The sequence below is a fragment of the Xanthomonas sp. NCPPB 2250 genome (assembly GCF_056725265.1).
The window spans coordinates 2,611,745-2,627,380 of record NZ_CM161520.1; the positions used below are offsets into that span (position 1 = coordinate 2,611,745).

At 69.1% G+C, this 15,636-nt stretch carries 2 protein-coding genes (1 of these 2 running past the window's edge); both read right to left on the minus strand.

From position 1 onward, the window contains the following. Positions 1-12,172: the 5' portion of an amino acid adenylation domain-containing protein gene (locus AC1PMG_RS10535; protein ID WP_481111584.1), read on the minus strand. 16,367 nt of this gene lie to the left of the window's left edge; the window shows 12,172 of its 28,539 coding nt (coding positions 1-12,172); it begins with the start codon at positions 12,170-12,172; its stop codon lies beyond the left edge, outside the window. Next, a complete protein-coding gene (locus AC1PMG_RS10540) occupies positions 12,169-15,501 on the minus strand; it encodes a beta-ketoacyl synthase N-terminal-like domain-containing protein (RefSeq protein WP_481108844.1) in 3,333 nt (1,110 codons plus the stop codon). The genes AC1PMG_RS10535 and AC1PMG_RS10540 overlap by 4 nt, the downstream gene beginning before the upstream one ends. Positions 15,502-15,636 lie beyond the last annotated feature (135 nt).

The following is a 15,636-nucleotide window of genomic DNA, read 5'->3' on the forward strand; positions in this document are numbered from 1 at the left end:
TGAGCACGATGGCGACGACTGCGTCCGCCGGCACGAGCCCGTCGGCACGCCGGTCGAAAGCATGGCACCGGCCGGTGCGCGAGAGCATGCCGGCCTGGCTCATGCCCGCGTACACCGCCGCGCTCAACGAAAGGTTCACCGCCGCGACCACGGCCGCGTCGCATTCGCCCGCACGAATGCTCAGGCACGCCGTGTGTGCGGCGACCAGTCCCGACGAGCACGTGGTGTTGATCGCCATTGCCGTGCCGCGCAGGTTGAGGAAGAAGGACAGCCGCGAGGCGAGGATTCCGTCGTGGTTCGCCGTGAGCGCGCCCTCCACGCCCGGCAGGGTCTGATATTCGCCCTGCTCCACGCCGACGAACATGCCGATCGTCTGGCGCAGGTGCTCCTCGCCGTAGCCAGCATCCTCGAGCGCGCACCATCCTTCTTGCAGCAGCAGCCGCTGCCGGGGATCCATGCTCATCGCCTCGCGCGGCGAGATATCGAAGAACGACGCATCGAACTCCGCGATCCCGGGCATCGCGCCGAGCCACTTTCCGCTGATGTCCCCTCGGTCGTAGGCCTCGCGCCAGGCGAAGCGTTCGTCAGGAATCTCACCGATGGCATGCGTTCCGTCGCGAAGGATCCGCCATAGTTCGTCCACGCTGCGGGCCTGCGGGAAGCGGCCGCTCATGCCGATGATGGCGATCGGTTCGTCCGCATCGGCGACGGCCGGCGCGGGAGCCGGGTTCATCGGCGCGCCGATAGCCGGCGTGGCGGTGGGTCTGGGCGCTTCCGCACGTTCGGCGACGGACGTGGCGGCGGCATGGAAACGCCCGACGGCATCGGCGTGTTTGTCCAGCAAGTAATCGCGCACCCTCTCTAGGGTCGGATGGCTGAAGAAAATGGCCGGCGTGAAGGCGATGCCATAAACCTGGGATATGCGCCGCGCCCACTCGCCCATGGTCAGCGAATCGAAACCGTAGTCGGCGAGGTTGGCTTTCGCGTCGATGCGTTCGCTGGCGAGCTTGAGCAGGTCGCTCGCCTGCCGGGTGAGTTCGCGTTCGATGCGCCGTTCCAGGCTCATGCCTGCAGGCACCGTCTCGGCATTCGCGCGAGACATGGGCGCGGGCGCTTCGGCACGGGCAGGCGGAGTCGCCGATGTCGTCCAGCCGAGGTGGCGCGCGATGCGTTCGCGGTCGCCTGCCAGCGGCATGATCGTCCCCGACGGCAGCGCCAGCGCGCGCTCAAGGATGTCCAGACCGATCTCGTCCGACAGCCCCCGTTGCCCGCTCGAACGCAGGTACATGCGCGTGGCCTCGTCGTCGTCGTTGCGCATGCCGCCCCCGGTCCACAGGGGCCACTCGATCGCGATGCGCCGGATGCCGTCCGACGCGGCCACGCAACGAGCCCAGGCGCTCTGGAAGCGGTTGCCAATGGCGTAGTCGCCGCCACCGAAGTCGCCCAGCACGGCGGACGTCGAACTGAAGTAACAGATGAACGCCGGCGCGTGCTCGCGCAGCACCCCGTCGAGCACCTCGGTGCCACGCATCTTCGGCGCCAGTACCCGCGCGAACGCCTGCGCCGTTTTCTCCAGGATCGAACCCTCGCCGATCACGCCCGCCACGTGGAATACGCCGTCGATCGGTCCGAAACGTTCGACTGCCGTCGCCGCGCAGGCGCGCATCGCCGTCTCGTCGGTGACGTCTGCCGCCACGTAGATCAAGCGGCCTTCGCTGCCTTCGAGCAGCCCCGCCCGCTGCGCGTCGTCCAGCGCGCGCCGGCCGCTGAGCACCACCCGTGCCGCGCGGCGTTCGATGAGGTGCCGCGCCACCCGCGCGCCCAATCCACCCGCGCCGCCCGTGATCCAGTACACCCCACCCCGCCGGATGACCGACGGGCCGGTCGGCAGCGACCGTTCCTCGATCCGTAGCTCGTGCCGTCCGTCACGCGCGTGACGCACGCTGCGCAGCGTCGCCGTGCCCAGTTCCGCACGCACCCGCCCGACCCACGACCGGACCGACGCCTCGTCCCCGAGGTGTCCTTCATTCAACATCACACCCAGCGAACGCTCCGGTGCCAGCACCCGAAGCGAACGCTCCAGGCCGATCCACGACTCGGCATGTGCCTGCGAGCGCGCATCGTCGTACGCCACGCACAGCAAAAGGTGATCGCAGGCAATGCCGCTGGTGGCGAGTCCCTGCACGAAATGGACGAGGTCGCCCGACTGAGCCCCGTTTGCCGGCACGTCCATGCAGCCGGCATGAACGATGGCATCGGGAACGCCGTGTCGGTCCGACAGATGGACGAGTGCCCGCCGCCAGCTCTCCGCGCTGTCACGCTCGATCGCTTGGGGAGCGTCGTCGTCGCCAGAGGCGAACCATGCCGTCACGAGCCGGGCATCGTGGACCACGTCGTGCCACGCGTCGGCGCAGCGCGTGGCCGAACGTTCGTCGGGGGCGACGAGCAACACGAGACCGGGCGTGCGTGACGGAGCCGCGGCAGGCTGCGGCGTCCAACGTTCTGTGGCGATGACCAGCCCGTCGTCGCCCGGCGGCGATGCGGGCGAAGCGAACAGGGCAGAGCCCACCGACCGGCGCAGTTCACGGTCGATCCAGTAGCGCTCCTGCGCGAAGGGATAGGTGGGCAGCGACACGCGCCGCGGCCGCGTCGCGCGATGGAGGCGTTCCCAGGGAACCACCAGACCGTTGACCCAGAGCGATGCCAACGGCGCGAGCTGGCCTCGCTCAAGCCACAGGTCGACGGCGCCGCCGAGACCTCCTTCCACGGCGAGCCCGCCGAGCGCTTCGCCACCCGGCCGTACCTCGCCTTGCCAGACGCCTTCCTGCGCGCCGGCATTCCGCAACCATGTTGCGATACGCGCGGAAAGTTCCGCGGCCGTCGAGGCCAGGCACGCCAGCCGGCACGCCATGGGTTCGCGTCCCACCTGTAAGGTATAGGCGATGTCGGGCAGCGCAGTGGCAGTTCCGGTACCGCCCAGCCAGGTCAGGAGCTGTTCCGCCCGGGCGCGCAGTTGCCCGGGCGTGCGCGCGGAAAGCACTGCGAGACAGGGCCCGCCGGACGCATCGACCTGCGGCGTTCCCGTGTCGTCGGCGAGGTACTCCTGCACGATGAGGTGGGCGTTCGCGCCGCCGGCGCCAAATGACGAGATGCCGGCGATGCGCGGATAGTCGCGTCGCTCGCCGTCGATGTCCACGCGCGGTCGATGCCATTCGCCCAGCTGTCGCTGGACCGCGAACGGCGTGTTTCGCGCGCGGATCTCGGGATTGGGTTCATCGGCATGCAGACTGGGTGCGAGCTTGCCGTGGCGCATCTGCAGCAACACCTTGGCCAGCGCCGCGAATCCGGCGGCGCTCTCCGTGTGGCCGATGTTCGATTTCACCGAACCGATTGCGCACCATGGCTCGTCGGCGGAAGGCACGCCGAATGCCTTGACGAGCGCCGCGAACTCGATCGGATCGCCCAGCGACGTGCCAGTGCCATGCGCTTCGATGTAGCTCACCATGCGCGGATGCACCTTCGCCAGGCGCAGGGCCTCGCCGACCAGGTCGGCCTGCGCGGTCAGGCTTGGCACGGTATAGCCGTGCGTGCGGCCGCCGGCGTTGAGGGTGCTCGCCTTGATGACTCCGTAGATCGGATCGCCGCTGGCCATGGCGGAGACCAGCGGTTTCAGCAGCGCGCAACCGACGGCCTCGCCGTCGACGAAGCCGTCGGCACCCGCGCCGAATGGCCGGGTCAATCCATCGCTGGACAGCATGCCCTTCGAGGACAGCGTGATGTACTGGAGCGGATCGACGATCAGGTTGACGCCGCCGGCCAGCGCGGCATCGCACGACCCTGCTCGTAGGCTATCGATGGCCAGGTGGATGGCAGTGAGCGACGATGAGCAGGCGGTGTCGACTGCCAGGCTCGGGCCGACGAAATCCAGCGTATAGGACACGCGGTTCGCGATCGACCAATGGCTGGGCTGCTGCGCGTAAGTACTGTTCATGATGCCGACGAAGACGCCGACCCGACGGCGTGGCGACAGGCTCGCCGGCGTATGGCCAGCGTCTTCGATGCACGCGTAGGCTTCCTGCAGGAAGAGCCGTTCCTGCGGGTCCATGCCTTCGGCTTCGCGCGGCGATATTCGGAAAAACAGCGGATCGAACAGATCGATGCCTTCCATGAAGGCGCCCCACCGGCTGTACGTCGTGCCGAAGCGGCTGCGATCCTCGTCGAAATAGGCACGCCAGTCCCAACGCTCTGTCGGGATCTCGGTGAAGGCATGCACACCGTCGCGCAGATTGGCCCAGAACGCCTCGATGCTGGCCGCCTTGGGGAAGCGTCCGCTCAGGCCGACGATGGCGATGTCCTGGACGTCGCTCTGCGGCATGTCCGTCGCGACCGGCGTGGATGCGGCGAAAGTTGCCCGCGCGGCAGCGGGGACGCGGCTCGGGCTCGTCGGAATCCCATGCGTGGCGGCCAGTGCCGCCGCCCGCTCCGGATAATCCGCAACCAGGCGGTCGGCGAGTGAAGCGATGCTGCGGTGTTCGAAGAACAGCGTGCTCGAGATGTCCGGGAAGGTCTCGCGCAGCGCACTGCCCAGTTGAACGACGAGGATCGAATCGATGCCGAAGGTTTCGAAGGGCTCGTTTTCGCCGATACGTTGCGGCGGCATGCGCAGCATCCGGCCGACCGTCTGGCGTACCGCGTCGCGTACGCCACGACGCAACGCGTCCGAATCGAGCGGCCTGTCCTGTTCGCTGATAACGTCCACGATGTCTCCCGCCCCATCGGAGGCGATGCGTTCGTCGATGGCCGGATCGCGCATTTCCGGCGCGAGGCTTTCCTTCCCGACCTTGTGTACCGCCAGCTGAATCGCGGTGCCGACGAGGAGGCCGTCCAGCGCGTTCAGTCCCTCCGGCGGTTCGATGGAACCGACGCCGGCGCGCGCCATGCGCTGCCGGTATGCCTCGGCGGATGCGACGCCGACGCTGCCCCAGTAGCCCCAATTCATGACCTTCACCGGATAGCCCGCGTGGACCGACACCACGTGGGCATAGGCGTCCTGGAACGTGCAGCCCGCGGCGTAGTTGCTCTGTCCAGGCACCTTCGCGAAGCTCTGCAAGGAGGAGAAGAACACCAGGAAATCGAGCGACTCCCCGGCGATGGCCTGGCACAGGCGCACGCTGCCGGCGACCTTCGCGGCGAGACCGTCGCGAAAACGCGTCTCGTCCATGCCCGCCAGGCTCTTGTCGAACAGCGCCACCGCCGAGTGGATGACACCGTTGACGCGCGAATGCCATGCCTTGATCTGGGCCCAGGCCGCTTCGAGCGAGGCGCGGTCGGTCACGTCGGTCTGAATGTAACGGGGTGCCGGACCGTGGATGGCGAGTGCTTGCTGGCGTCGGGCGATGGTGTCGTCATGCGGCCGTCGGCCAAGCCAGATCACGTGCGCGGCATGCTCGCGCACCAGCCGTTCGCTTAGCGCATTTCCGATGCCGCCAGCGCCGCCGACGATCACGTAGACCCCGCCGCGGCGCCAGGGCGAATGACTCGGCGTGACCGGATCATGAGGAACCAGGACCTGGCCGAACCATTCGCCGTTGCGCAAGGCCACGACGTTGCCCGAAGAGCTTGCTGGTCGCCGAAGGATGGCATTCAGGGGCCAGGGTCCCTGTGCCGGCACGTCCACGGATCGCACGCGCCATTGCGGGTATTCGGCCTGGACGGCAGCGGCAAAACCGTGCACCGCCGCGTGCGTGGGCATGACCGGCTCGCCGACGGTCACCGGCACCGCCTGGCGGGTGACCCAGGTCATGCCGAGCGGCCGGCTTTCATAGCCCAGGGCAAGCAGCCGCCGGATCAGCGCCAGGCCGTCGAGCACGCCACCGTCCTGGCCGCTGACGATGGCGTCGGAAAGCATGTCGTACGCGTCGGCCGGTGCATCGGGCGCCAACCAGAACACGTGGTCGATCTTTCCGTAGGCCGCGAGGTCCGAGTCGAAACTGGTGGTCGTCGATGGCAGCAGGCAGGCATCCGGATACCGTTCGCGCAACGCGTGCCGCTGTTCCTCGCCGCCGCCGATCACCAGCACGCGTGCGTCTGTGCCAGGCCAGGCGTCCGTCGTTTCGGCTGACGGGCTCCAGCGCGGATGCATCGTGATCAACGGGCCATCGGTGGCCGGTTCGTCGTGCGTTTCGGCCCGGGCCGCCGGCAGGGGCCTGCTCGCCAGGCCGCGCAGGCGCACGCATAGCCGGCCTTCGGGATCGCACACGTCGATGTCGAGTTTCTGAAGGTCGCCCTCCCCCGCGCGTGGCAGCACTCGCAGGCGCGCGACGCCGTGGATGGGGCTTGGCGCGAGAACGTCGATGGCGTCGAGCGCGAACGGAAGGCGTGCGCGCGTCGCGCCGGAGGCGTCGACGATGCCAACGCAGGACTGCAGTGCCGCATCCATGATGCTGGGGTGCAAGACGTAGTCCCGGGAGGTGGAAGCCACGCCTTCGGGCAGTCGCACTTCCGCGACCGCAAACGCCCGTCCTGGCGGATCGCCCGCGACGCCCGCGCGGATCGACGCGATGCCGCGCAGCGATGGACCGTAGTCCAGTCCCATCGAGGCGAACGCCGCATAGCAGGACGCGCCGTCGACGCGCAGTTCATCGACGGCATGGAACGCGGTCGCGTCCACCGGACCGGCCTGCGCCGTGTCGAGCAGGACCGCCCGCCCTTGTGCATGCAACGTCGTGCCGTCGGTGAGGATCTCGAACGCGAGACCCTCGCCCTCCGCACGCAGCACGATGTCGATCCGCATGGAACCTTCCACGACGAGCGGGCGGAACCAGACGATGTCGCGCAGTCCCGTCAGGCGCTCCGTGGCCGTGCCGGGATCGAAAGAGAACCCCGCGGCGGCGCGGGCCATCTCCAGATAAGCCACCGCAGGCAGCACACGCTTGCCGTTCACGACGTGGTCTTCGAGGAAGAACTCGGTGCCGTTGACGTCGGTGGTGAAATGCTGTCGTGCCAGGGTCGACCGGTTGTGATGGACCAGCGGGTGCAGCATCGCGCCGGCGGCCCGCGCGCCGCGATCGTCGCGACGCGGCAACGCGATCCAGTGACGATCGCGCGCGAACGGATACGTCGGCAGGGAGAGCCTGCGTGGCGTCCTGTGCCGGTGGAACGCACGCCAGTCGAGCATGCCGCCCCTGGCCCAGTGATCGAGCAGAGGACCCGCGTCGCCCGTGTCGATCCATCGGGCCACCTCCCCAGCATCCGCGAATGCGCCGTCGGCCTCGGGGTCGATCGTATGAAAGACCCTCCCGTCGCCGCCGAGCCCGCCGTCGAGGAAGCGTGCCCAGTGCGCCCTGAGCGAAGCCACGGAATCCGCGGCGACGATCAGGCGGACATTCATCGGCTCGCGCCCGACTTGCAGGGTAAACGCGAGGTCGTCGAGCGAGATCGACGGGGCCGTCGCCAAGGCATCGAGCATCGCATGCACCTGGCGCCGCAGGGCCGCCTCGTCGCGTGCCGACAAGGGAACCAGGCGCACCTCGCCCAACGGCCCAGAGGCGGAATCGCGCTCGCCATCGACGGGAGCTGCCAGGCATTCCTCGAAGATGGCATGCGCGTTGGTACCGCCGATGCCGAATGAGCTCAACGCCGCGCGCCGGGGTTCACCCTCGCGCGGCCAAGGGCGAGCGGCGTCGGCGATGTAGAAAGGCGAATTGGCGAGGTCCAGCGCGGGATTGGGCGTGGCGTAGTTCAAGGTGGGCACGATCTGGGCATGCCGCAGGCACAACGCCAACTTGATGCAGCCCGCCATGCCGGCGGCCGCGTCGAGGTGGCCGATGCCGCTCTTGACCGAGCCCAGCCCGCAGAACCCGCGACGTGACGTCAGCTTGCCGTAGACCTGCGTCAACGCCGCGAACTCGATAGGGTCGCCCAGTCGCGTACCGGTGCCATGGGCCTCGACGTAGCCGATGGTATCGACGCTTACGCCGGTCGCGCGCAACGCGGCGTCGATCACCCGGGCCTGGCCGCCGACGCTTGGCGCGTAGAAGCCGGCCTTGTCCGCGCCGTCGTTGTTGAGCGCCACGCCGCGGATCAGCGCGTAGACGTGGTCGCCGTCGCGCACCGCGTCGCTGGCTTTCTTGAGCAACAGCGTGCCGACGCCTTCGCCGGCTACCATGCCGTCCGCACGGGCATCGAAGGCGCGCACGTGTCCATCGCTGGAGAAGTTCAGGCCGGCACTGTGCACGTAGCCGAGGTTGTCGTGCGCCATGAGCATCGCGGCGCCCACCAGGGCATAGCTCGCTTCGCCGGCCATGATGCTCCGGTAAGCATTGGCGATGCCGACGAGCGACGACGAACAATTGGATTGCACGAAGAAGCTCGGCCCCCGCAGGCCAAGCTTGTGGGAGATGATGGTCGGCATCGTGCCGGCCTGGGCGAGCAGCCACGACACGTACCCGTCGGCACCGCGCGCGCCGCCTTCGCCCGCGCCGCGCGCGATGTCGCTGAATACCGCCGTTTGGTAGAGGCTGTTGCTCGCGGACACGAAAACCGCCGTCTCCGGAATGTCCGAGGCGCGATAACCGGCATCCTCGACGGCGCGCCAACTGTGTTCCAGGAGCATGCGCAACTGCGGGTCCATGAACTGCGCGTCGCGTGCGGGAAGGCGGAAGAAGGCCGCATCGAAACGGTCCTTGTCGTCGATGGTCGCCCGCGCGCCGACGAAACGGCCGTCTGCGAGAAGCGTCGCGTCGAGGCCGGCCTCGCGTAGCCGATCGGGGGATAGCAGCTCGATGCTTTCCCTTCCCTCCAGGAGATTCGTCCAGAACGCCGCCGTGTCGGCAGCGCCTGGGAAGCGGCTCGACATGCCGATGATGGCCACGCTCGTGTCGTAGTAGTCGGGCATGGCGCGACCGTCCGCGGCCCGCGAAGGCGCCGCATCGCGGATAGCGTCCGCGCCGTCGGCGTTGCCCTTTCGGCTGGCCAGGAACGCTGCGATGCGGCGGATGCTGGCGTGTTCGAACAATGCGGTGGCATCGAACTCCCGATCGAAGTCGTCCTGGATACGCCTGACCAGCGACACCGCCTGGATCGAGTCGCCGCCGACGTCGAAGAAGCCTGCGTCGATGTCGATATCGTGGACATCGAGCACCTCACGCCAGAGGACGAGAAGCAGCCGCTCGATGGCGGATGCGGCCGCACCGGACGAGGCAGGCGCCCTGGCCGCGGTGAGCGGGCGTTCCGCCAGCGCCTTGCGGTCGGCCTTGCCGTTGGGCGTCAGCGGCAAGGCGTCGACCTCGACGAACACCGACGGCACCATGTGCGCGGGAAGCATGCCCTTGAGCCGGTCGCGAAGCGCTTCGACCGACGCACCGCGCACCGCTCCCGACCTTACGTAGTAGGCGGCGAGCCTGGGGGCGTCCGCCGAACCCGCTACCACCACCGCGCATTGCGCGATGGAAGGCTCGGACGTCATCGCCGCCTCGATCTCGCCGGGTTCGATGCGGAAGCCGCGCAGCTTCACTTGGGCATCGATGCGGCCCAGGTACTGCACGCGGCCGTCGGCCAGGTACCGCACCAGGTCGCCGGTGCGATACATCCGCGTGCCCGCCGCGCCGAACGGATCGGGCACGAAGCGTTCCGCGCTCAGCCCCGGACGCCCCAGGTAGCCCTGCGCCAGGCCGTCGCCGGCGATGTACAGCTCGCCGCGCAGGCCACGGGCCACCGGAGCCAACGCCGCGTCCAGCACGTACAGCCGCGTGTTCGCGATCGGCCGGCCGATGCTCACCGCACGGTCCCCGTCCAGCGCCTCCACCGTCGACCACACCGTCGTCTCCGTCGGGCCGAACAGGTTCCACACCGGCCCACCCAGCGCGCACAGCGCGTCTTTCAGCCGCTCCCCCAGCGCCTCGCCCCCGCACAGCACCCGCATCCCTGTCCGGTTGCGCCACCCCGACTGCAGCAGCATCTGCCAGGTCGCCGGCGTCGCCTGCATCGCCGACGCCCCGCTCGACGCGATCAGCGCACCCAACCGCTGCGCGTCCCGCGCCTGCGCCGAGGTCGCGATCACGCTGCATCCGCCCACCACCAGCGGCAGGTACAGCTCCAGCCCGGCGATGTCGAAGCTGTACGTCGTCACCGCCAGCAGCCGTTCGCCCTCGGACAGCCCCGGCTGCCGCGCCATCGACTGCAGGAACTGGCCCAGCGCGCCGTGGCCGATCATCACGCCCTTGGGCTGTCCCGTGCTGCCGGAGGTATAGATCACGTACGCCAGGTCGTCCGCGCGCGTCTCCGGCGCCGCCGGCACCCCGCCTTCGCGCAACGGCCACGGCGCGTCCAGCGCCAGGGCCGGCACCTCGCCCAGCCATGCCTGCGCCGCCGCCTGCCCGCGCGACTGCGTCAGCACACAGGCCACCGCGCTGTCGCGCACCATGTACCCCAACCGCGCCGCCGGGTACTCCGGCGCCAACGGCACGTACGCCGCCCCCGCCTTCCATACCCCCAGCAGCGCCACCACCAGGTCCACCGAGCGCTCCATGCACACGCCCACCCGCGCACCCCGGCCGATGCCGCCGGCCCGCAGGTACGCCCCCAGCGCATCGCTGCGCGCCACCAGTTGCGCGTAGTCCAGCGTTTCGCCCTCGCACGCCACCGCCGTCGCCTCCGGCCGCCGCGCTGCCTGCGCGTCGATCAACGCATGCACCCCGCCGTTCGCGTACGCCACCGCCGTCGCGTTCCACGTGCCCAGCACCCGCTCCCGCTCGGCCGCGTCCATCAGCGGCACCGCCCCCAGCGGTCGATCCGGATCGGCCACCAGACCCGCCAGCACCTGCCGGTAATGGCCCAGCAGGTCCTCCATCCCCGCCGCGTCGTACAGCCGCTCGTCGTACTTCACCTTCAGCACGTACGCCCCGGCCACCTCCACCACCTCCAGCACGATCTCGTACTCGCCCTCCTGGTGCACCTGCCCCATGAACGAGCCGCCCAGCACCGCCGCCAGCCGGTCGGCCACGTCCGCGTGGCGCAGCACCGTGGCGTTCTGAAACTCGAACGCGGCCTGGAACACCGGCGTGCGACCCGGCGTCCGCGTCGCCCCCAACTCGCGCAGCAGCCGCGCGAACGGATACGCCGCGTGATCCAGCGCGTCCACCAGCCGCTCCTGCACTCCCGCCAGCCATGCCGCCACCGGCCGTGCCGCCACCGGCCGGCTGCGCAACGCCACCATGTTGACGAAATACCCCACCAGCCCGGCGAACCGCTCGTCCCACCGGCCTCGCGTGGATACCCCCACCACCACCTCGTCCTGCCCGGCCGTGCGCGTGAGCAGCCACTCATACGCCCCCAGGAACAGCGCCGCCGCATTCACCCCCTGCGCCGCGCAGAACGCGCGTAACCGCTCGCCCTGCGCCGCCGGCACCGTCGCCTGCACCGTGCGCCCGCGCACCGGCCCCGACGCCGGCCGCGGCCGGTCCGTCGGCAACTCCAGCACCGGCAGCGGACCGGCCAGCACCTCGCGCCAGTACGCCAGGTCCGCCGCCGCCGACCCGCCGGCCAGGTACACCCGCTCGGCCCGCACCACCTCCGCGTCCGTCGCCGGCAACGCCGGCGGCGTCCATCGCCGACCCGCCCGGTGCGCGTCGTAGGCCGCCAGCCAACGCTCCAGCAACAACGGTACCGACGCCCCGTCGAATACCAGGTGATGGATCACCAGCAGCAACAGCTCGCCCTCGGCCGACCCGGTCAGCCAGTACAGCGTCGCCAGCGGGCCCTGCGCCAGATCGATCGGCGCCTTCGCATAACCGCGCATCGCCTCATCCAGCGCCTCGGCCGACCAGTCCCGTGCGTCCACCACGACCGGCGCCGCCACCGCCTCGCCCGGCCGCCAGCGCGGCTCGCCCTCCACCACGGCCACCACCGCACAAAGCCGCGGCGTCGAGGCCACCACCGCCGCCCAGGACGCCGACAATGCCTCCTCGTCCACCGCGCCCGCCAAACGGATCGCCAACGGCACGTTGTACGCCGACGATGCCGGATGCAGTTGCTGGTGTGTCCACAGGCCGAGCTGGTTTTCCCCGAGCGCGTCATCGGCCTCCGATGTCCCCAGCGCGACGAGGCGTTCAACGGCCTCGTCTTCCGATAGCCGTCCCTGCCTGTAGCGCTCGAGGAGGTCGTCCAATGTCACGCTGCCGTGCTCCGTTCCAGTCGTGCCTTCAACTGATCGCGGGTTAGCCGGCCTGCCTTGAATTCGCGCAATGCGCCTCGCATCCCGTCTCCCTCGGGCAGCGCGGCGGGATGTTGTCGACGCAGTGCGTCGACATGATCCGCCAGGCGTTCGATCGTCGGATGATCGAACAGGACGCGCCCGCCGAGCCGCGTGGCAAACCGGTCATTGAGGGCGCGGACCAGTCCGAGGCCCACCACCGAATCCACGCCGTATTCGCGGAAGACGCGCGTGTCGTCCAGCGTGCCTGCCGGTACGCGCAGCGCGTGTTCGAGACATGCGCGAACGACGGTTCGCGTATCGTCCGAATCGATCAGGCGCGTCTCCGCAGCTTTCTCCCCGGGCAGCCAGCAACGCCGGCGTTCGAACGGATACGTGGGCAGGGCCAGGCGCCGGAACGGGCCGGTGCCGCGCGAGGCCGACCAGTCCACCGGCCGGTGCCGCACCCAGGCCCAGGCCAGACGCTCGGCCGCGTCGCCCTCGCCCGGCGCCGCACCCGTCGACGATGCCGTTTGCAGATCGCCCTCGTGCCACGCCACCGCGCCGTCGTCGGCCGACGCCAGGTAACGGCGCAACATCCCCACCAGTCCCGTCATGTCGCTCGCCACCATCGCCAGCCGCCAGTCCATCGCTTCGCGATGCTCCTGCAGCGTGTACGCCAGGTCGACCAGGTCGGTCCCCGCATCGGTCTGCAGCCAGTCGGCCAGCCCCGCCGCCACCGCACGCCGGCCCGACGCGGTGCGGCCGGACAGCACGATCACCTGCCGGCCCGGCACCCCCTCGCGACGCGACGGCGCCACCGCCGCCGCCCGATATTCCTCCACCAGAAGGCTCGCGTTGGAGCCGCCGGCACCGAACGAATTGATCAGGGCAAGGCGCGGCATCTCGCGCCCTTGCCGGCGCGTGCGCGTCCACGCCTCGCGATGCCGCTGCAGATGCAGCCCCGTGCCGTCCAGTGACAGGTTCGGATTCGGCGGCTCGCTGCCGATCGTCGGCACCCGTTCGCCGTGCCTGAGCTGCAACAGCACCTTCGCCAGTTGCGAGAAACCCGAGGCCGCCTCCGCGTGACCCATGTTCGACTTCACCGATCCGATCGCGCAGGGCTGGCCATCGAACACCTGGGCGATGGCCCCCCATTCGATCGCATCGCCGATCGCTGCTCCCGTGGCCGCCGCTTCCACGTAACCAATCGCCCCAGCCTCGACGTTCGCGCGGCGCAGCACGTCACGCATGACACCGATCTGCGCCTGTCCGTTCGGCACGCTATAGGCCTGCCCGTTCCCCGCATGGTTGACGGCCGTGGCGCGAACGACGCCCCAGATGGCGTCGCCGTCGCGTTCGGCCGCCCACAAGGGCTTCAACAGCACCGCGCCGACCGTTTCGGAAGGAAAGTAGCCGTCGCCGTCGGCAAAGGAGCGCGCATCGAAACGGCTGGCGAGCAGGAGAGCCTGGCTCAAGGCCACGAACTTGCGCGCATCGAGCGACAGGTTCACCGCGCCGGCGATGGCCATCGCCACGTCGCCACGGCGCAGGTCGGCGCAGGCCTGGTGTAGCGCCACCGCGAACGACGAGCACATCGTGTCCACCGCCACGCTCGGCCCGTTCAAGCCGAAGTAATGCGACACCCGGTTGGCGATGGCGCTCTGGAACGACTGCAGCACGGTCGGCGACGACGGTGACAGATGGTCGTACTGGCTGTACATCGATCCCACATAGACGCCCACGCTGCCGCCGAACGTGCTGCGCAGGCGTTCGCGCGTGTATCCGCATTCTTCGAGCAGATTCCAGACTGTTTCCAGGAACAGGCGCTGCTGCGGATCGGTCAGCTCCGCCTCGCGCGGCGACATGCCGAAAAACAGCGGATCGAACGCGTCCACACCCTCGATGAAACCGCCCCACTTGCCGTAGGTCTTGCCAGACTCACCTTTGCGCGGATCGAAATACCGCGCGACGTCCCAGCGTTCGGCCGGCACCATGCCGATACAGTCCGCGCCGGCGCGCAGTTTCTCCCAGAACCGTTCGACGTTCCCCGCCTGCGGGAAGCGGCCACAAAGGCCGACGACGGCGATGTCGTCGTCGCGCCGTTCGTCGGTCGGCGTGACGGCTGGCGTTGCCGACGGCTTCGGCCCGGCGACGACGATGGCGGACGCCGTGGTCTCGACAAGATACGCGACCACCTCGTCGATGGTCGAGAACTGGAACAGAAGAGTCGGCGGCAATTTGCGGTGGAGGTGCGCCTGGATGGCATGCGCAAGCTCGAGCAGCCCGGTGGAATCGATGCCCAGCTCGTAGAAATCGATATCGCTGCGAATGGCGGCGGCATCGATGCGAAGCCGTCGCGCGATCGCGTCACGGACGAACGTCGCCAGCAACGATGCGTCGAGCGTCGGCGCGGCCTCCGTTTTGCTGGGGGACGGCGGCCCGGCTGCGACATCCCCGGCACCGCCATCGTCATCGTCGTGGGCGAGCTTGCGCGATGGTGGCAACCGCTTGCTCGCGAAGTCACGCAGTTCGGCAATTTGCCGGCCTTCCAGGTCGAAGAAATCCATCGAAAGCCAGGTAAGCCCGTTTTCGCGTCGCACGCCGTCGCGCATCACGCGCGCCATGCATGCCCCGCCCAGCGGACGGGACGCGGCGAAGCGACCGTAGGACAGCGGCAGCGCGGCTTCGTATCCGCTCGGATCGAGGGTGCTCAGCACCGCCGTGGCGCCCACCACACAGGCATCGACGAGGGCCGGATGGAACAGTACGTCGTCGGCATCGGCACGGGCATCGGCGCCGAGCTGGCAATCGACATAGATCGCCTCGTCGGTCGTGTAGACCAGTCCGTCCGCCTTCATGTAATCGCCGTGCAGTAACCCTACGAGCGCGGAGGCGGCATAGATCTCCTGCATGGAAAGCGGTTCGGCTGAGGTCGACTGGACGGTGTTCCAGTCGAGGTTCTGTCCGAATACGTGCATCGCCAGCCGGCGCCGTGCCATGGTCGCGACGGCATACCGGCGCGCCTTCGCCGGGTCGTGGCCATCGACGTGCCCGTCGACGTGGACGAGCCATTCGTCGCCTTCTCCGGAGGCATCGATGCGCAGCCGTACCACCTCGTCGGGCGCTACCACCAGCGCGCGATGGATCGCGAGGTCACGAAGTTCGAGCTCGTCCACCGGCATTCCGCTGGCCGTGAACGCCTGGAAGAGGATGTCGATGTAGGCCAGACCAGGTAGCAGGTACCGGTCATCGAAGCGATGCGCCCTAACGACGGGGTTCCGGACGGAGACCGGAATCTCGTGCCTCACCTGTGACATCCATCCCCCTTTCATTATGGAACGGTGCTTCCCTCACTCCCCGAGCATGAAGGATGCGTCGTGCATGTGGCAAGGGTGCGCATCGCGTGTGCACGCCCGACAATTCCCAGGCAAAGGCGTGACGAT